Annotated in this window: 15 protein-coding genes; 5 read left to right on the forward strand and 10 right to left on the reverse strand. The window is 38.6% G+C overall.

Annotated elements, in window-relative coordinates:
• Positions 1-78 precede the first annotated feature (78 nt).
• The 4 genes from QUE72_RS07285 (at position 79) to dgcA (ending at position 5,081) form a co-directional block, all read left to right on the forward strand.
• Positions 79-1,800, forward strand: coding sequence for a Na+/H+ antiporter NhaC family protein (locus tag QUE72_RS07285; RefSeq protein ID WP_286272443.1), 1,722 nt, complete (start codon positions 79-81; stop codon positions 1,798-1,800).
• A 21-nt stretch (positions 1,801-1,821) separates the two neighbouring features.
• The gene (locus tag QUE72_RS07290) at positions 1,822-2,706 is read left to right on the forward strand and encodes a LysR family transcriptional regulator (protein WP_286272444.1); all 885 of its coding nucleotides are present in this window, start codon (positions 1,822-1,824) and stop codon (positions 2,704-2,706) included.
• A 339-nt stretch (positions 2,707-3,045) separates the two neighbouring features.
• Positions 3,046-4,059 (forward strand): N-acetyltransferase DgcN, encoded by a 1,014-nt coding sequence (dgcN, locus tag QUE72_RS07295; protein ID WP_074498579.1) that lies wholly within the window; start codon positions 3,046-3,048, stop codon positions 4,057-4,059.
• An 11-nt stretch (positions 4,060-4,070) separates the two neighbouring features.
• A complete protein-coding gene (gene dgcA, locus QUE72_RS07300; RefSeq protein WP_286272447.1) occupies positions 4,071-5,081 on the forward strand; it encodes an N-acetyl-D-Glu racemase DgcA in 1,011 nt (336 codons plus the stop codon).
• 114 nt (positions 5,082-5,195) lie between these two features.
• On the opposite strand, the gene QUE72_RS07305 is transcribed toward dgcA, so the two are convergent.
• From QUE72_RS07305 to agaR, 4 genes are all read right to left on the reverse strand, one after another.
• Positions 5,196-5,642 carry an arginine repressor gene (locus QUE72_RS07305; protein ID WP_286272449.1) on the reverse strand — a complete coding sequence of 149 codons (447 nt, stop codon included), beginning with the start codon at positions 5,640-5,642 and terminating at the stop codon, positions 5,196-5,198.
• 38 nt (positions 5,643-5,680) lie between these two features.
• Complete coding sequence (locus tag QUE72_RS07310) at positions 5,681-7,708, reverse strand: CapA family protein (RefSeq protein ID WP_286272451.1); 2,028 nt, start codon at positions 7,706-7,708, stop codon at positions 5,681-5,683.
• A 191-nt stretch (positions 7,709-7,899) separates the two neighbouring features.
• Positions 7,900-11,055, reverse strand: coding sequence for a glycoside hydrolase family 2 TIM barrel-domain containing protein (locus QUE72_RS07315; RefSeq protein WP_286272453.1), 3,156 nt, complete (start codon positions 11,053-11,055; stop codon positions 7,900-7,902).
• A gap of 261 nt (positions 11,056-11,316) precedes the next feature.
• On the reverse strand, positions 11,317-12,087 hold the full coding sequence (gene agaR, locus QUE72_RS07320) for a transcriptional repressor AgaR (protein WP_286272454.1): 771 nt from the start codon (positions 12,085-12,087) through the stop codon (positions 11,317-11,319).
• 220 nt (positions 12,088-12,307) lie between these two features.
• Between agaR and QUE72_RS07325 the strand changes: the two genes are divergently transcribed.
• Entirely contained in the window at positions 12,308-13,654 is a 1,347-nt protein-coding gene (locus QUE72_RS07325) for a sugar MFS transporter (protein ID WP_074498575.1), read from the forward strand.
• 65 nt (positions 13,655-13,719) lie between these two features.
• Here QUE72_RS07325 and QUE72_RS07330 read toward each other — a convergent pair whose 3' ends face one another.
• Genes QUE72_RS07330 through QUE72_RS07355 form a run of 6 tightly spaced genes read right to left on the reverse strand, consistent with a single transcriptional unit; the run spans position 13,720 to position 20,563 of the window.
• Entirely contained in the window at positions 13,720-14,295 is a 576-nt protein-coding gene (locus QUE72_RS07330; protein ID WP_074498574.1) for a gluconate 2-dehydrogenase subunit 3 family protein, read from the reverse strand.
• Between the two features lies 1 nt (position 14,296).
• Positions 14,297-16,000 carry a GMC oxidoreductase gene (locus QUE72_RS07335; RefSeq protein WP_286272457.1) on the reverse strand — a complete coding sequence of 568 codons (1,704 nt, stop codon included), beginning with the start codon at positions 15,998-16,000 and terminating at the stop codon, positions 14,297-14,299.
• Positions 16,001-16,012: 12 nt separating this feature from the next.
• Positions 16,013-17,194, reverse strand: coding sequence for an N-acetylglucosamine-6-phosphate deacetylase (gene nagA, locus QUE72_RS07340; RefSeq protein WP_286272458.1), 1,182 nt, complete (start codon positions 17,192-17,194; stop codon positions 16,013-16,015).
• Positions 17,184-18,098, reverse strand: coding sequence for an ROK family protein (locus QUE72_RS07345; RefSeq protein ID WP_074498571.1), 915 nt, complete (start codon positions 18,096-18,098; stop codon positions 17,184-17,186). Before QUE72_RS07345 ends, nagA begins: the two co-directional genes overlap by 11 nt.
• 40 nt (positions 18,099-18,138) lie before the next feature.
• Positions 18,139-19,263, reverse strand: a complete 1,125-nt coding sequence (locus QUE72_RS07350; RefSeq protein ID WP_286272461.1) for an SIS domain-containing protein — start codon at positions 19,261-19,263, stop codon at positions 18,139-18,141.
• A 10-nt stretch (positions 19,264-19,273) separates the two neighbouring features.
• Complete coding sequence (locus QUE72_RS07355; protein ID WP_286272463.1) at positions 19,274-20,563, reverse strand: D-tagatose-bisphosphate aldolase, class II, non-catalytic subunit; 1,290 nt, start codon at positions 20,561-20,563, stop codon at positions 19,274-19,276.
• Between the last annotated feature and the right edge of the window lie 69 nt (positions 20,564-20,632).

Genomic DNA, 20,632 nt, shown 5'->3' on the forward strand with positions numbered 1-20,632 from the left:
TGTGAGACAAATATGAAGACAACGGTTTGGACTTTTATGTACTTCTTTTATATGCCTTTAAAAAAATAAGATTAAATTATGACAATAAACAAAAATGTAATGGCCTTTTTTATCTTGATTCTCGGGCTGTGTTTTGCACAATATGTGAACCTTTATGTTGATAAAACATGGCTTGAACAATCATATATTTATGATATTTATCAAACGGATGATGGCAAGTCTGCCTACAAATATAAAGGAGAGGAAATTGTTATTTCTGATGTTGTGTCTTACGATTTATCACCACTTAACCAAAGCAACCTTAATAAAGTTGATTCCCCTGCATTAACTCAACAATGGGTTGAGAAAGAAAACGGCCAATTGCAACAGTTAAAACCTGCGTTTCATTTTGGTTTATGGTCTTTATTGCCTGCATTTCTTACGATTGTATTGTGTTTAATTACTCGAGAACCTTTAACCGCACTTTTCTCAGGGATTGTTAGTGGTGCGTTAATGTTAGGGGAGTACGATATTACTGACAGTGTGATCATTCCAAATCTTGCTCAACAAGGTACTGCAGCTTTATTACTTTTGTACTTGTGGTTGCTTGGTGGTTTACTTGGTATTTGGTCAAAAACGGGTGCAGCGCAGGCGTTTGCAAATATGATGACTGAAAAATTTGTTCGAGGTCAGCGATCTGCAAAAGTGGTGTCGTGGATCCTTGGCGTGTTATTGTTTCAAGGGGGCACAATGAGCACCGTGCTTGTTGGTACTACCGTACGTCCGCTGGCAGACAAAGCAAAAGTCAGCCATGAAGAAATGAGTTACATTGTTGATTCAACCGCTTCACCCATTGCCGCAGTATTAGCTTTTAATGCTTGGCCCGCTTATGTGCAAGCGTTGATTTTTGTACCAGGTGTAAGCTTCCTAGCGACAGAAGCTGATAGAATCGCGTTCTTTTTTAGTAGTGTTCCATTTAGTTTTTATGGCATTTTTGCCGTGCTTGGTACGTTACTGCTAAGTTTAAATATTACCACGTTTTCTGGTAGACGAATTAAAGAAGCGCATGTGAGAGCTAATACCACTGGGCAGTTAGATGCGCCAGGCGCTAAACCGCTGAGCGCGAAAGAATTACAAACCTGTGATGTTCCTAAAGGTTATCACTCACATTATTTAGAGTTTATTCTCCCTTTAGTTACCTTAATTTTAACTGCTATTCTTACTTTCATTTTTATGGGCTCTCCGAAGGTAAACTGGGCGTTTGGAGCTGCTTTAATATTATCGGTATTGATGGCGTTAGCTAAGGGTATGTCATTGATGAATGTTATTGATGGCTTTGGTAATGGATTAAAAGGTGTTGTGGTTGCGTCTGTTATTTTGATGCTTGCAGTGATCATTGGCTTTATAAGTAAAGAAATAGGCGGCGGTTTGTATCTTGTATCATTACTTGGTGAACAATTACCTTATTGGTTACTTCCCATAACCTTGCAATTAATTACCATGATAATTGCCTTTTCAACCGGCACTAGTTGGGGTACTTATGCCATTGCATTTCCATTAGCAATGCCGCTTGCTTGGGCGATTGGTGAAAGCCAAATGTTAGCCAACCCAGAACTGTTTATGATGATTTGCTTTGCAACCGTTTTAAATGGCAGCATTTACGGCGATCAATGTTCGCCCATTTCTGATACCACTATTTTAAGTTCGATGACAACAGGTTGCGATTTAATGGATCATGTCAAGTCTCAAATAGTTCCAGCAACATTTGCAGCGTCACTTGCGGCAGCATTGTGGACAGCTTGCGTGTTAATTTTCGCGTAACTCTTTGTACATAGGTGAATTATGAGACTTAGGCATATTGAAATTTTTCATGCAATTTATACGACCGGCTCTATTACTAATGCCGCTAAAATTTTACATGTATCTCAACCGTCGGTGAGTAAAGTATTATCCCACGCAGAAATGCAGCTTGGCTTTAATTTATTTGAACGGGTAAAAGGGCGTTTGATCCCTACAAACGAAGCCGAATTATTATTCGGAGAAGTAGATAAGATTTATCAGCAAATGCGTTCAATCAGAAATACGGCTGAAAATATAAAAAAAACCGACTTTGGTAACATCAGTATTGGGGTAACACCTGCGTTAGGTTTTGATGTGTTGCCCAGTGCAATTACTGAGTTTCAGACCATGCACCCTAAGGTTAACTTTACCATACAGACCGTACATAACGATGAAGTAACTAAAGCACTGTTTGAACATAAGTGTGACTTTGCGATGTTATTTTCACCGCCAAGTTTAGCGGGCATAACATCAATGAAATGTGCAAGTTCAGAGCTTGTTGTAATGTACCCAAAAACACTATTTCCTAATTGCCCATCAGCGTTATCGTTATCACAACTCGCCGAACATACGTTTATTGATATCAGTGATAGTGGTCCGTTAGGTGATCTATTGTGGAAACGTATAATGGAAGAAAACGTGACATTACAGTCAACAATTAAAGTACATACTTATTTTATCGCAGCAAGAATGGTGGCGAAAGGTACTGGAGTCTGTGTCGTTGATAAATATACTGCTATGGGGAATATGTCTGATGAAATAGGTTACGCGTCGTTCGAGCCTCAATTATCATTCAATGTGAGTTTACTGCATCTTGAAGGGCGTAGTTTATCTCGAGTTGCTGACGACTTTATTCCATTTTTTACTGCTCAACTAGAGCCGGGGTAAAATTATCAAACTGATAAGCACATCACTTAAAAGCAGTCTGTTTACCTATAATGAGAGATGGCTGCTTTGTTTGAGATGGTATTACCGCCTTCTCTTAAACGTAGCATTGTAATACACCTTCTTTATTTTAAACCTTTAAAAAACTTCTTAAGTTGTCACGACTTCTTTTATGATTATTAAATTAGCTACTCTATTCTTAATAAGGTTGCGTCGGTTTTTGGGTATAACCTAAGGCTATACTTACGCCAAGTCATAGTATTTCCAAATTAATTTCGACACTTATAAGCTGTAAACATTAATTAAAGTTGAATGTTTTCAGCGTATTTTAGGTATTTTATTATGCAAATTATTGCTCCTTATCTGCTTTTTATTGGTGATGCTACCGATGAACTTTCGATTAAAATGGCTCGTGGTGCAGCCGATTGGCGTCCAGAGCTTTGTATTGGGGAAATGAGCGTTGATGGTTGTACAGTAACAACAGGATTAAATGAAACCACTATAGAAGAAGCAGCTACTAAAGGTGCAAAAACCTTTGTACTTGGTTTTGCAAACAGTGGTGGGGTGTTAGCGCCTAAATGGCATCAGTACATTATTAAAGCGCTTGAATTGGGTATGGACGTGGTAAGTGGGTTACATGATAAACTTACAGATGTGCCAAAACTTGTTGCTGTTGCAAATAAGCATAATCAACAATTATTTGATATTAGACATCCAAAAGCTAACTTTAAAACAGGTTCTGGTGTGAAACGTACTGGTAAACGGTTGCTCACTGTGGGTACTGATTGTTCGGTAGGTAAAATGTACACCTCATTGAGTCTTGAAAAGTCAATGAAATCTCAAGGTGTAAGTGTTGACTTTAGAGCAACGGGTCAATGTGGAATTCTTATTGCCGGTCAAGGTTTGGCTATTGACTGTATCGTTTCTGATTTTATTTCTGGTGCTACAGAAACATTATCGCCAAATAACCAAGCCGACCATTGGGATATCATAGAGGGACAAGGCTCGTTATCACACCCTGCCTTTGCTGGTGTTAGTATCGGGCTGTTACACGGCTCACAACCTGATGCCTTAGTGATTTGCCATGCATTAAATAGAACACATATGCGTGGTTTACCGCATACTGACTTTCCAAGTATTGCAGAGACGATTGAATTAAACTTAACGGCAGCAAAGTTGACCAACCCTAATGTAAAAGTTGTTGGCATTGCTGTTAACACTTCAAGTGTTAGCATTGAAGAAGGTAAAGCTTATTGTAAAAGACTTTCAGAAGAGTTTTCTTTACCGTGTGTTGACCCTGTACGAGATGGTACCGATGCAATTGTTAACCCATTAATTCACTTGCAACAGGCATAGGTAATAAAGGAATGATCACATTATCTTACCAACAAACTTCTTTCCCTTTAGCGAAAGTATTTCGTATCGCGCGTGGCGCAAAAACAGAAGCGCATGTTATTGAAGTTAACCTATCTTGCGATGGAAAAACCGGACGAGCTGAATCTGTCCCTTATAAACGTTATCAAGAAGATGTTGGGCTTGTCATTAATCAGCTTAATTATGTACAGCAAAAACTATCGCAGGGCTTGTCGTTAGATGAACTGCTATTAGCGATGGCACCAGGAGCCGCAAAAAATGCGGTTGATTGCGCTTACTGGGATCTTAAAGCGAAGCTAAAACAAAAGACAGTGGAGCTGCTATTACAGTTAGCTCCTACACCAGCTTGCGTTACAGCACAAACCTTAAGTATCGATACGCCAGAGAATATGGCAAAGGCGGCGAAAACGCTAGATCATCCGCCGTTAATTAAAGTGAAACTAGATGGCGAAGGTATTGTTGAAAAAATGCGTGCAATTCATCAAGCATCACCTAGTAGCCATTTTATCGTGGATGCTAATGAAGGTTGGACGATAGAGCAATTAACTGACAGTGCCGATATATTATCTAGCTTTAATGTGGTGTTAATTGAACAACCTTTGCCTGTTGGGCATGACCATGAGCTTATTGGGCTAAATTTTCCTGTTGCTTTATGTGCTGATGAATCTTGTCATACCCGTAAAGATTTATCTTATTTACAGGGCCGTTACGATGCTATCAACATTAAACTTGATAAAACCGGTGGTTTAACTGAAGCATTTCAGTTGAAAAATGAAGCACTGGCCTTGGGCTTTGATATTATGATTGGTTGCATGGTTGGATCTTCGCTAGCCATGGCGCCAGCGTTTTTATTAACGAAAGAGGCAAAATTTGTTGATTTAGATGGTCCATTACTTGTGGCTAATGATAGAAAATATGGATTTAGCTTCTCACAGGGCGAAATGAGCGCATTAGATTATAGACTCTGGGGAGGGCCTTCAGATCAGTGTTACTCGGATAAATGACACTAAAAATGCTCGACAACTACCCCTTATCTTACAGATAGAAAATCGACTTACCTAGAAAACATGCTATTGCATAGCCCTGCTTGCAGGGCTTTTTTTATTGATATTCTAACTTTAATGATATTCGCTAATCTCTAATTGTTCGATAATATTATGCAAGATCTGATCGATTTTCTCTACAGATGAGGGGATCACCAATACGGTATTATCATCTGCAATGGTGGCAAGCACACCAAGTGATTCTTCCATAGTGTCAAGAATACGTGCAATAACACTGCCGCCGCCAATAATTGTTTTTACAACGATGTGAAATTGATTGTGTGTGATTTTTAACACCATGGAATTTATCGATTGCTTAGTTTTAGGTGTATTCAATTCATTTGGCAGTTGATACACCATTACATTCTTTTTATTACGTACTTTAATCGCGCCTACTTTAGATAGCATGCGGGAAACCTTCGCCTGAGAAATATCGCAAAAACCATGTTCAGCTAAGGCATCAATTAACGATTGTTGTGAGTTATAGTGATGCTCTGATAACAGCTTACGAAAGGTTTTCATTAAGCTGTTATCTATTTTATTTAGGTGAGTATGAGACACTATTTGAATGCTATTTCAACGGGAGTATTAGAGGTTTGATTAAATCCAATATGAGTTGCTATTCGTGTCTCATTATTAAAGTTATTTGGTACTTCGCCTATTTGAAAAGCAGATTGCCATTCAATAAGTGAAAAATTATCTAAAAAAACTTGTGAATCTTTGGCTTCTATTTCAATGAGTACACGATAGCTTCGGTAGCCTATTCTGGGCGAATTAAAATCAACCTCTATTTTCTGCCATTCATCTTTAGACATCAGTTTTAAGGAGCTAATTAGATGTTTTGGACTATTCTCAAAAGCATCAAATAATTTCTGCCTTGATTTGCGACCTTGCCAATAAACATTCACGGTAATATTTTCTTTTGTTTTTAAATGAGTTTTAAAGGTTACAGGATTACTTGCTTTATATACGCGTCTAAAGTACTTCATTCCAAACATAGTTTGATTTTTTACCTTGAGCGATAAAGCATGAGGGCTCTTGTAGCCGGGCGAGGTAAGAGATGTATTATCTTTATCAAAAGAAAAACCGAGATCTTCTGTGGAAAACCAATCAAAAGAGTCAAAACTACTGCCATTGATCAAATTGCTTCCTAGTCGGTATTTAATTTGCTCATTTGGTGTTTTTACCTGATGAATTGTTTTTTGCCAATTTGTTGTTAACGCGTGTACGCTGTCTTTTGAAATATCTAATGAGTGGAGTGATTCACTAGTTTGATTATTACTTTGCGGTTGTATAACCCCATGACCTAGAAAATTTTCAACAAGGGTGTTTCTTTTAGCTGATAAAGCACTTACACGTTTTAATATTGAGTTACGTTCATTACCCACAGCAGGAGTTGGCTTGTAACCCTTGATATACAGAGGCACTATTTCTGCTCGATGCAGTTTGTCATTATCTAACCAAACATACAGTAGGTAACTTTGTTGTGTTGAACTAAAGTATTGATCAAATACAAAATTACCCATAGAGTAAGCAATTAGGCGGTTGTTATATAATTCAATGCCTTGTGTTACATGTGGATGATGCGCTATCGCCAATACCGCACCATTATCTATCGCTGATTTTAATCGCTGTTCAGTGACGCCAGTTGGCTCTGATGTGTACTCTAAACTGCCGTGGTATTGTATTATTGGAAAATGGTTTAAATTAGCGGCATTTTTTACCGAATCAACGATATTTTCCATCGAACCAAATGCCGCACCACCTTGGCTGGCATTTGCGGTTTGTTTAATTTTAGATGAGCCTTGCCAACCGACATAACCTAACATTGCAAAATTTGAATGGTTTATTTCTGTCAGATAAGGAGCTAATGCATCTTCCTCTGTGAATCCTGCACCAGAAAAGGGGAGGTTAACTTTATTTAATGCTAATAACGTAGAATCTAATCCTTCATCGAGGTAATCGTACGTGTGATTGTTCCCTAGGGTTACATAATCAATACCAGCCCACTTTAAAGCCTCTAGCATTTTTGGTTTTGAATAAAAAGTAACGAATTTTTTGGCGCGCTCTTCAGGTTCATTATGTGCTATTTGGCTTTCTAAATTAACAATAGAGAAATCTGCTATCTCAAGGTAAGGCTTTACATGTGATAGAATTGCTTTGCTATCTTCAAGCTGACTTTCATCCTTGATGAGGACGGGATGATCAAAGTGTGGCTTATAGTATCTCCTTGCCATCATTGTATCACCGCCAAAGGCTAACATAACTCGCTTGTTTTTTTTCGCTACAAGTACAAATGGTAAGCGTTTTTCTTTTGTGTCATGTAGTTCGGTATGGTTAAAGGTATGTACTCTATCGTAGTAATTTTTTTTTGATATTTTTAAGGTTGTTTGTTTATTTTTAGGTGCAACAAATTCAAAGTAACCGTTAGCAGAGCTTTTAAGTTCATTACCATTGAAGTGTATTGTTGCATTTTTTATTGGATTGTTTTGCTCATCTAAAACACTTGCTTTAATCAGTGTTTCGTTGGCTGATGTAAACCCGACGAAAGAAAACCAGAGAGTAATTGAAAGTAATATATATTGCATAGTTATCCTTAAAGTACCGTACTCTATGAGTATATAACGAATAAATTGGTAATAACTATTCATTTGGATAGGTGAGATATAACTTTAGGGTATGATGGTTGGTGAGGGCTGTTTTACTCGTTTTTAAAGGAAAATATCGATGTAGCTAACCACCTTTATGGTTAGCTACATCTTTCTTGTTAAAGACAAGACTATTTATTTACATCGACTGAGCTTACGCCTTGTAAGGTAACGCTGTACTGATAACTTTTTTCTGTCAGTGAGTATTTATCTAAAGCAGTGGTATGCCAACTATTAACGCCACCAACGCCCATTTGTCCGTAGTCGACATTAAGTGACACAATTGATCTTGGCTTTAAACTACCTGAATGCATTTGGGTTCGGCGCATGCCTGGATCAAGGTCGCTAATGCGGTATGGCAAAGCACTCATGCCGAAATGAGGTTTGCCAGATATGGCTATTCCGATCCCGTTTTTATTAACTAAAGTTGCCCATCTCACTTGTGTTTTATAACCACTTTCTTGCGGACGAACATAGGGGTGATACTGCTCGTTAACGGTACTTTTATATAAATCAACATGTGCAGCATAATGGCGATCACGGTAGTTTTCGTGCGGTCCTTTGCCAAAATAATTGAGCTGTTCAAATTGACCAAATAACTCCATATTCATGCCAACGCGTGGAATTTTAGGCATATCTTCAAGTGACGACGTTAATTGATAATCAATGTTAATAGCACCATCTGGTGTGATGGTGTAATCGATCGTTACGCTTCCCTTAACATCCTCTAGAGTAAAAGCGGTTTTAACGATTACTTTGTTATCTTTTTCAATGAATGTAAAACGTGATTTCTTCTGACGTTCAGAGGCATATCGCCAAACCCGCAATTTATCTTGCCAGTTTCCGCCAAAATCATTATCAGTAGGCGCTCGCCAGAAGTTTGCTCTAGGCGCCTTCTTGATAAGTTCTACACCTTTATAGCGCATCCCTGAAAGCTCAGCATATTTGTGATTGAACCTGAACACAAAATCTTTACCGTGTATTTCGGTATCTGTCACGGTTCTATAAGTGGTTAGAGTGCCATCACCACCCTTAGCTTTTCTGGGTATAGCTTCGTGTACGATGAATTGTTCTTTAGCTATTTCAGCGTTTTGTCCGATCAACGGCTCATCGTATTTTGTCAGTATTTGAATATCTAAAAAGACTTCTTGTTCACTTAGTTTAGGCGCGCGATAGTTGAGTCGATACGTTTTTGCTTGTTGGGGAGCAATGTTGAGATCATTAATCGTGCCTCTGTCTAGTGTGCGGCCATTTTGCATCAAGCGCCATGACAATTTGTAGGTTGAAAGATCTTTAAAGAAGAATTCATTAAAGAGTCTAATTTTTCCTTTTGAAAGATCGATCGCCGTTATTTGAATGTCTTGATGTACTTTTTTAATTTCGTAGAGTGACGGCTCAGGAGTTCGGTCAGGTAACACAATACCATTTAAAACAAAATTACCATCTGATGGTGTGCCCGGTACACCGAAATCACCACCATATGCAAAAATACTGTCGCCATCTTCGGTGGTTTTTCTTAAGCCTTGGTCTACCCAATCCCAAATAAACCCTCCTTGTAATTTAGGGTATTTACGGATCACTTGCCAAAAATCGAGAAAATTACCTGCACTGTTACCCATAGCATGCGCGTACTCACTCATGATCATACTGCGATCAGGGTTTGACTTTGCGTATTGTTCCATATATTCAGGCGTGGGGTACTGCGGTACATATAAATCGGTATTCCATTCAAAAACGGCGCGTTCATATTGAATAGGGCGTTTGGGATCTCTCGCTCTAACCCAATCATAAGCTTGATAAAAGTTGTAGCCGTTTCCAGCTTCATTACCTAAAGACCATGCGATAATTGACGGGTGATTTTTATCACGTTCAACCATGGCAGCTATCCTTGCTAAATGGGCTTTTTTCCAATCAGGGTTATTCCCTAATGATTCACCTTTCGCTAAGTTATAATACATACCATGTGATTCAATATTTGCTTCGTCAACCACATAGATGCCGTATTTATCACAAAGTTCGTACCAGTAGGGATCATTTGGATAATGCGCTAGGCGAACAGCATTGATATTAAATTGCTTAAACAGCTTTATATCGAGTTCCATGCTTTCTTTCGAGACGTAATGTCCCGTATCAGGGTCGTGTTCATGGCGATTAACACCTTTAATTAAAATAGCTTGTCCATTAACAAGTAACTGGCCATTTTTAATTTCTGTGTTGCGAAACCCAATTGATTGATTGATCAACTGAGTGGTTTTATTGTTATCTAATAATGTGACTGTCAGTTGATAAAGGTTAGGTGTTTCAGCAGACCATTTTGCTATTTGTTTAAACTGTGCATTAAAGGTTGTAGTAGCCTTGTTATCTATAGATGTTATCGTTTTTATCTTGTGATAAATGCGTTTTCCTTGCGCAGACCTTAGAGTGACTTCTAGCTGCTGTTGGGGATTCGTATCTATGGTATCAACGGTTAAATTAAATGTCCCCGTTGTATAACCTTTGGCTAATCCAGCGTTAACAAAGTAATCGCTAATGTGTGCTTTTGGGGTGTAATACAGGTAAACATCTCTTTCTATCCCTGATAATCGCCAAAAATCTTGAGCTTCTAGGTAACTGCCATCACTCCAGCGCAATACTTGCAATGCTAAGGTGTTTGTTCCTTGATGTAAAAATGTGGTGATGTCAAATTCTGCGGGAGTTTTGCTTCCTTGACTGTATCCCACTTTTTTGCCATTAACCCATAGATAAAATGCAGACTTTACTGCACCAAAGTGAATAATCACTTTTTTTTCATTTAACCAAGTTTTATCAAGTTGGAATACTTTTCGATAATGCCCAGTAGGATTGTCATGTTCTTGAATAAAAGGGGGATTCTTAGCAAAAGGATAAGGTTGATTTAAGTATATGGGGCGATCGAAACCTTGTAATTCCCAATTTCCAGGAACAGTAATATCTTGCCAATCATCAATGTTTATATCTGTTTGTGCAAAATTAGTTGGCGCACTTGCGATATTGGCACTTAATAAAAATTTCCATGTGCCGTTTAGCGACTTAATGTTAACTGCTTGGGCTTTTTCCGTTGTAACCTTGTCGACAAATGGAAAAAAATTAGCTCTAGGAGGTAATTTGTTTATGCCTACTACCTGTGGGTTTTCCCAATCATTGATGCTGGGTGTAGGCTTGCTAGCAGCAAAGTTTTCTCCGCTTATTATTAACAGTAAGGGAGCCAATAATATCGATAAAAAGCTGTTGTTTTTAAATTTATAGTAAATACGTTGAGGTTTTCTCATTATATAAGCAACGAAACGTGAATATTAGCACATAAACATAACTTACTTTTAAAATTAATGAAAGGTTGTATTTCTTTCATATGATTTCGAATTTAATTTTTTACGTGAACTAAAATCATAATGTACCGTTCAGATGTTGTGTGAGCTACTTTTAAAATGTAACAGATAGGATAGGGCATCTTTTGCCGCTTTTTAAATTATAGAAGAGGGGAAAGAGGGGAACAGTACGTACTCTTTTTATTAATACATACTGTTAAAGTTTTATACATCAACCAGATGTAGCTCAATATTATGGCTTTCGAGTACGTCGATATATTCTTTAGCTAACTGGTTATCAGTGACTAAAATATCGACTTGATCAAGTTTAACAATAGCATGCAAGGAGCGCTTACCAAACTTTGATGAGTCGGTAACAACTATGATTTGTTCTGCATTATCGCACATAGCTCGGTTAAAATTGGCTTCTGGTTCGTAATGTGTACTGATACCGCGATTAATATCAATACCGTCTACACCTAAAATAACTTTATTAAAGTTATAATACTCTAAACGTTCCTCAGCTTGTGCACCGTAGAAAGACATTGATTTTTTTCGTAATTTTCCACCGGTAATAAATACATCACAACCTTCTGCTTGTGCGAGTTGGTTAGCAATGTTTAATCCGTTAGTCATTACTGTCAGCTGTTTTTTACCTATTAAGCAATGTGCAACTTCTTCGGTTGTTGAGCCTGAATCAAGAATAATGGCATCGCCTTCATCAATTAGGTTTGCAACTGCCTCACCAATTTTCTGCTTTACTTTGAGGTTTTTTGTATGTTTCTCTTTAATCGATAATTCTTTCGTTAAGCGATTGCTAGGTACAGCACCGCCGCGAGAGCGAACGAGTAAGCCTAATCTATTTAATTCATTAAGATCATTTCGAATGGTTACGGTAGAAATATTGAAGTTTTCAGCTAGCTCTTTAACTGAAACATTTCCCTTCTTTTCAGTGAGTAATACAATTTCTTGACGTCTTTCAATGGTACTTAGCATGGTACTATCTCTTTCATTATTGCTTTTATTATCGTTTTTATTGAATAAGTGTTTATTCCTTCAAGCCTCAATTGTTCGTTATTTTTAACGAAAAGGCAACTAGTTTAACCTCAGTATACTTTGTTCGAAAATATTTGAAGGTTTCAAAATTTGTTGATTAGAGGGTGCATATGTGGAATTATTAGCGGGAAATTAATAAAAAATATTATTAGGAAAAAAAATGTCTACGCACATCTCAACCCCTGATTCGATTAAACAAGGCAGCGTTCTTGAACGCTATATGCCAATGTTGATCATCGGCGGGTTATTTTTTATGTTTGGCTTTGTTACATGGCTAAATGGATCTTTGATCCCTTTTTTGCAAATTACTTGTGAGCTCAATCATTTTGAAGCCTATTTTGTTACCTTGGTTTTTTATATTGCTTATACCGTAATGGCTTTGCCTGCAGCTAAGGTTTTAAAAAGCATTGGTTATAAAAAAGGCATCGTTGGTGGTTTAGTTATCATGACAGTTGGTGCATTGGTCTTTATACCTGCCGCGCAAACAAAGCTATATTCGATATTTTTAATCGCTTTATTCTTATTGGGCACTGGGTTAACGGTATTACAAACGGCGGCTAATCCCTATTTAGTTGTAATAGGCCCTCAAGAGTCTGCAGCAGTTCGTATTAGTATTATGGGCATACTTAATAAAGGTGCTGGTATTATCGCGCCAATATTTTTTACTGCTTTTGTGCTCACGGATATGTCGCAATTTAATGAAACGTATTTAGCAAGTTTAGATGCCGCTAGTCGACTTGAAGCTTTGCAAGAATTATCGAGCCGTTTGATTTTGCCATACTTTATCATGGCAGGCATGCTAGCGTTATTGGCTGTTTTTATTTATTTTTCTCCGCTGCCTGATGTTAATTTAGATGGTGAAAACGATACCAATGTTGATGATGTTAACAAGGTAGATAAAAGCATTTTACAATACCCTCATTTAATTTTAGGGGTATTAACGCTGTTTTTTTACATTGGTGTTGAGGTTATTGCTGGCGATACTATTGGCTTATACGGTAAAGAGTTAGGTGTTACTAACTTTGGCCAGTTAACGTCATATACAATGGCGTTCATGGTTGTTGCGTATATCATCGGTATTATTGTTATACCTCGCTGGATCAGTCAGGAAAAAGCATTGGTGGTCTCTGCTGTATTAGGACTTATATTCTCAACCTTTATTATCATGGGAGCAAAAGATAGCCATTGGGTATGGGATTTCTTCTTCGCTTGGACAAACGTTCCTGCAATTCCCAATACGGTACTGTTTGTTGCCTTATTAGGTTTAGCGAATGCTTTAGTTTGGCCTGCAGTATGGCCGATGGCACTTAAAGACTTAGGTAAACAAACCGCAACAGGATCCGCTGTGTTAATAATGGGGATATCTGGCGGTGCATTATTACCATTAGTTTATGGGGCCTTTGCAGAGCAAAGTGGTAACTCCCAAATGTCTTATTGGATCATGTTACCTTGTTACCTATTTATTTTATATTACGCATTGATTGGGCATAAAAAACGCCACTGGTAATTACTGGATTGGCTAATAGATCCAAAAAACGCAGCGTAGCTGCGTTTTTTGTGTTTTGATAACGGCTAGCCTGGTTGATACATCACAGGATAATCTTTTGGGTCACGTAATATATTTGCGACGTTTTCATGAGTAAAAAAACCAATAACTAACAACGTTTTTAATGTGCTTAAAAATGCATATTGATAGTAGTGTGCTTTTTTATTTGCTGGTATTTTTTTAAGAGGAAGAGCATCAAAATTTTGATACTCCTCCAGTTGTGTATGCGGTAACGAAAAAAAATGGCTTAAATAATTAACGCACAACTGTGGAGTTTTATGTTCGGTATCGTTGGTAGGGAGTGCTTTTTGGAAAAGTGTTAAGCCATTGAGAAACAAACGTTGTTTTTGTTTGCCAAGTGTCTCTTTCACCATTATGTCAACAAAGTAGTGTAATTTAAGCGTTGTTGCACCTGGGCTGGATGTTTCCGGTAAAATTATTTCACTGAACTGTTTAATTAATTCAAGCTGATCTTCACGAAACCATAACTGGCTTTCAGGGGGATTTTGTTGACTCGCTTGTGCAATACGAAACAATGTTTGACTAGAAGCTGCTACGCCGATTGACGCAAGCAGAGCTTTGATTGCTTGACGTCTTTCCATGTTAGAATAACCCTTGTTTAAATTGTTTTACCGCATGAGCAGCAGCTCGTGCGGTAAATGCCATATAGGTCAAAGATGGGTTTTGATAGCCAGAAGAAGCCATAAAGGATCCATCAGTAACATAGACATTGGCGACGCTGTGTAGTTGATTATGTTTATTAACCACTGAAGTGGTTGGGTCTTTGCCCATTCTAGCCGTTCCCATTTCATGGATTGCTTGTCCAGGGAACGAACCGTCATCGTAGGCTTGTACGTTTTCGTAACCGGCGGTACTTAACATGTCAACTGCTTGGGTTTTCATATCTTCACGCATATTTATTTCGTTATCACCGTATTGGCAATCAAAGGTAACGGTAGGAAGCCCCCAAGGGTCAAGTTTAGAGTAATCTAGTGAAAGTTTGTTTTCATATTGTGGTAAGCACTCACCAAAACCAATTAACGCTACTTGCCATGATCCAGGGTTAAACAGTTGCTCTTTAAAGTCGGCTCCAAATGACATTTCTTTGATGCCTCTACGCCAATCTGAGCGTGTTGCATAACCTTGATAGCCATAGCCTCTAATAAAGTTTCTGTCAGATTTTTTTGATGGTACTAGGTTTCTGAATCTTGGAATATGAAAGCCAACAGGTCGCTTTCCTTGATCAACAAGATGATCAAATTTTGACACTGTCGCTGTTGCACCTATTCTAAAATGATGATCCATTAAATTATGGCCAAGTTGGCCACTGTCATTACCAAGACCATGAGGGAATCTTCGGCAAGTTGATTGCATCAGTAATGATGTGGTTGCAACAGTCGATGCACAACAGAAAATAATATTTGCTGCAATGGTGAATTTTTTATGGCTGTTAGTATCAATTACTTCAACACCCGTTGCCAATTTTGTTCGCTCATTGTAATTGATTTTGCTGACAATTGAATGTGGGCGAAGTGTCATGTTTCCTGTTTTTTTCGCCGCAGGTAGTGTTGAAGCATTACTACTAAAATAACTGCCTGTTGGGCAGCCACGCATGCATTTATTTCGATAGGTACATTGGCTTCTACCTTCGAAGTTTTTATTACCTGTTAGATGTGCAACTCTACCTATAGTTAAATGTCGATCTTGATAGTGCTTGCTAATAGATGCTCTTAAATCTTTTTCAACACTGTTTAATGGCATGGCTGGTAAAAACTTACCATCAGGTAGTTGGCTAAGATTTAACGGTTCTCCCATCACACCAATGAATTGTTCAACTTTATCGTACCATGGGGCTAGATCGTTATATCTTATTGGCCAATCAACCCCATGATTATCAATAGCATTGGCATTAAAGTCTAGATCACTTAACCGTAAGCACTGTCGTCCCCATGTTAATGAACGACCGCCAACATGGTAGCCTCTGAGCCAATCAAAGCGTTTGTTTTCTTGATAAGGGTGCTGAATATCGTTCACGAACCAATGCTTGATATCTTGATTGGTCGCAAAGCCACTACGAGATTGCTTAGCTTGTTGTGTGAATGAATGTTGGTCGGGTAGATTACCAAAGGGCAGTTGCCAAGAAGCTAAGTGGGCAGTAGGGTAGTCTATTGGATGTTCTACCATTCTGCCGCGTTCGAGTACGAGCACTTTTAACCCTTGCTCGCAAAGCTCTTTAGCTGCCCAACCACCTGTAATACCGCTACCAATTACGATCGCGTCAAATTTAGTATTCAGTAAGTCTACCATTGTGTAAACGTATTATTGAGTGAGCGGAGCGAACCCTTGCTCACAAAATACAACGTCACCGTCAATAATGGTGGCATTAACATTGAGTTCGTTATCAAGCACTGCTAAACAAGCACGTTTACCGACTGCAATGCTACCAAGTTGATCGGCTAGCCCTAAGTGAACAGCAGGCACTAAGCTTGCCATATGAACGGCTTCAAAGAATGGTATTTCTGTCATGTCGGTAATGTTTTTTACACTTTTTTCTAGTGTTAACGTACTACCTGCTAATGAACCTTGCTCAGTACGAGCGATACCATCTTTTACCACGACATCAAGTTCTCCTAAACGATAAGTTCCGTCAGAAAAACCACCAGCATTGATACAATCACTGATCAAGGCGATTTTATCTTTACCTTTTAAACGATAAATCATATTCATGATGGTGGGGTGTAAATGTACGCCGTCTGCAATCACTTCAGCAAGTGCCCCTTTGTGCGTTAATACTGCACCTGCACAACCTGGATCACGGTGATGAATACCGCTCATGCCATTAAATACATGTACACCGCCACAAGCACCGGCAGCAAAGGCTTCGGTAGCTTGTTGATACGTTGCATTGGTGTGACCTAACATTACATTGACCCCGAGCGAGTCTAAATAACGAATGATCTCTAATGATCCTTCAAATTCAGGGGCCAGTGCCATGACTTTTAATGTGCCTTGACTCGCTTGGTAGATCTCGTCTACGCGTTCTTTTGTCAGTTCAAGGAAGAAAGCTTCGTTATGTGCTCCTTTATGGGTTTCAGTAAAAAATAGTCCTTCATTATACGCGCCTAGTACTTGAGCACCTGGCATGTTACCGTGGCTTGCTTCGCCGATAACTTCAAAGGCTTTCAGCGTTTGCTGCCAACTGGCGGTCACTGTTGTGGCCAGAAAGCCAGTAACGCCGTGCTTGGCCAATGATTGTGAAATGGTGGCTAATGAGCTTAACTTTGCATCCATCACATCACAGCCTTCGCGGCCGTGAATGTGCATATCGATCATACCGGGGATTAATGTTTGATTATCGAGCTCAATAATTGCGGTATTGTTGCTAGGAGTGTCGGTTATTTCACTGATAATGCCATGTTTGATTAAGACAAACTTGTTATGCTCTACGGCATTCTCTGTGACAACCTTTGAACATTTGAGGTAATATTGATCATGATTCATTGGGTAAGCTCCCTAAAATTGCAGCTCCTCTAACACCGCTAGAGTCGCCAAATTGTGCCGCTACTATTTTGGGTGACGAAAAACCTGGAAATAAATGGCGTTTTATCACTTCAGGAAGTTGCGTGACAATATCGTCTACCAAAGATAAGCCACCGCCTAACACGATGATGTCGGGTTCTTGCACTTTTATTAAAGTAGCAAACGTTTCTGACAGTATATCGAGATAGCAATCAAGAATTTTTTGTGCGGTGTCATCTTTCAATTTTAGCTGTTGGTGCCAATAAATGGCTGTTTCAGTTTTGCCGGTAAAATGTTGATATAAGCGACTGATGCCGGGCCCCGCAATATAGCTTTCAACACAGCCAGTTAAACCACACCCACAGGTAAAAATAGGGAGTTGGTATTTTTGCTGTAATTGAGCCGATAAGGGGATGTGTCCATATTCACCTGCGATGCCTAGTGTTGTTTGCTCAAGCTTACCGTTGACACAAAGCCCGCCAGCAGCGCCTGTGCCAATAATAGCCCCAAACACTCTAGCGTAATGTTTACCTGCTCCTAGGGTAGCCTCAGATAAGGCAAAGCATCTTGTATCGTTTTTGATACTAATGGTGCGATTCAACAAGGTGTTTAAATCATGTGCGATATCTTTATTGGTCGCACAAGGAATATTCGCCGATAACACTTTACCGTGGTGATTGATTAAACCTGGCATACCAATACCTAGGTTACATTGCTCACCGGTGATTTGATCTGCTTTGATTATTTGCGCATTAATTGTGTTTAAAAATAATGCGTAGTCAGTAGTTGGCGTATTTACACGCCAACTATCTAGTAAATTAAAATGGTCATCAAATATAGCAGTTTCTATTTTAGTACCGCCGATATCTACACCGTAACGCGCCATTTTACAGTCCTAATGGTTATTAGTTTTAATGGATATTCACTTAAATATCTTGATAAGGATAAATAGTAACACCTTGAACAACACGGTTCACCTCGCCAGTTGGGCAGGGGTTGTCTGGTGATAAATTGAGTGACATTGATTTATAAAATGCCAACATTTGGCAGTATACAATGAAAGGAAAGCCTGCCCAAATATCATCAATTTTTCGCTCAGTACCAAACACAACCTCGTCAATACAGGTAATTTCATTTGCGATATTGTCTTTTACAACTTCATTGTATAAATCTTCGGTATAACGTCGAGTAACATTATTGTTTGATTGAAAAATAATAATGTCTGTGTTGTTGTTCACTATAGATTTAGGACCATGACGAAAACCTAACGGGCTTTCACAATAACTGGTAATTTTTCCTGCGGTAAGTTCTAAATACTTTAAGGCCGCTTCACGTGCAATACCTAGATTAGTGCCAGAGCCTAAAAATACGATCCTGTCGATATCATTACTGGCTTTCTTTTTAATCGTATTTACTTCTTCTGCCAAGAGGTGCTTAGCGGCGTTAATTGCTAACGATAGCTGTTCTTCATTAGGCGTGAAAATACTTAACACCGACACCATCATCGACGTAAAACTGCTGGTCATTGCAAAACTTTCATCAAGGGTGCCTTCCGGCATAATTAAACTTAATGCGTTTGCTTTGTTTCTTGCGCCATTGGCAAGTTCGCCATTGCTGTTACAGGTGATGACTAAATGATAGCAATCATCAATTAATTGGTTTGCCAATTCCACAGCGGCAATGCTTTCAGGGCTGTTGCCAGAACGCGCGAAAGAAATTAACAGCGTGGGCTTTTCTTTTTGTAAATAATACTCAGGTGTACCGACAATGTCTGTTGTACTAATTGCTTTGCAAGAAAGGCCTGTTTTTTTAGCAATATAAGGAGCTACTGTATCGCCAACATACGCAGATGTGCCAGCACCAGTAAATAACACTCTAATACCGTTTAAGGCAAGAATTGGAGTTAAGAACGCTTGAATTTCATCATGCTTATTAACAATGTTATCGAACGCTTGTTGCCAGACGGTAGGTTGTTGAGCAATTTCTTTTGCGGTCCAGAATGCACCTTGTTCTTTTAAGGAATCGGTGTCGATAGTCAAAAATTTATTCATCGGGTCAAACCTATAGTGGAGACTGTTGATTGCAAGCGTTAGCATATACTTCAGTCACTTGCATAATTTTGTGAACAACTAAGTCGTGTGGACAGTTCTGTATTTCACCTTCTCTTAATGCTTGGTATTGCTCTGGTAGAAACTGGCTGATCAATGGTAACGGAATCGCATTGTTTGTTAAGTTTTCTAACAACACTTGCACCGCTTGTTCAACACGTACTGTATTCCAATAATATCGAATACGGTCACTGTAGCTGTATTGACGATAAAACATTTCTTTTTCAGGGGCTACTTGGTAGAACTTTTGCCAATAACCTGGGTTTTCTTGCATCTCTGTTTCAAACACTGCCATTAAGTTAGCTTGACGTTCTGGCTCAATATACGCTTGTTCAATAAAGCTTAATGCAAATAGTGCCTCTCGCATGGCAAAAGTTAATTGTGGGCCCACTTTTAAAATCGCAAAATGATCAGCGACTAACGCTTTATAAGCACTTGGCTTTTGGTAATCAGTAGAGTGCGCTTCAAAGACAATATTGGGTACTGTTTTAATAAATTGACTAAGCGATTGAGCTTTTTCAGCGTTATAGTCGATGATGCTGGTATGATCAAATTCAACACCGGGTTGAACCACAATGCCGATAACACGTTGCCAAGCATCTGTTAATGCTTTTGCTTTAAACGCCGCTAAATGAATATCATATGTTTTCGCGACATTTTCTTTAGGTGTTACTTCAAGTGAAGTAATTTCTTCAGTTGCACCACCTGGAGGAGGCACTTCAGTGCCAATAACATAAAGAATATCTGATTGACCAAAGGTTTCAATCGCGGTTTTTTCTGCAATTTCGCATAAAATAGCTGCACGTTCTGCGATGATTTCATCGGTTAGTGCTGGTTCATCATCAGCACAAGGCATGCTGGTATCAAGGTGAATTTTTTTAAACCCAGCAGCAACATAACTTTTGATTAAGGTTTTTGACTTTTCCATCGCTTGTTGAGCTGTTTCAGTTACCCAACATACAGGACCAAGATGATCACCACCTAAAATAACCTTTTCCATTGGAAAATTTAACTTTTCGGCAATACTCGTGATAAAAGTTACATAATCAGCTGGTTTCATTGATGTATAACCACCAAATTGATTCACTTGATTGGCGGTTGCTTCTATAAGCACAACGGAATTATTTTTTTGTGCTTGTTTAATTGCAGCTTCAATAATCAAAGGCTGAGCACAGCAAACAGAATAAATGCCAACTTTTACATCATTACGATTACTATTAATGATATCTACTATCTTAGTCACTGCTAATCCTATTTTTACAATTTAAAAATTAATAAAGATACTATCAGCTTTCGTTTTCTTTCGCAATAA

It is taken from the genome of Thalassotalea hakodatensis (assembly GCF_030295995.1).
GTDB classification, from domain to species: domain Bacteria; phylum Pseudomonadota; class Gammaproteobacteria; order Enterobacterales; family Alteromonadaceae; genus Thalassotalea_C; species Thalassotalea_C hakodatensis.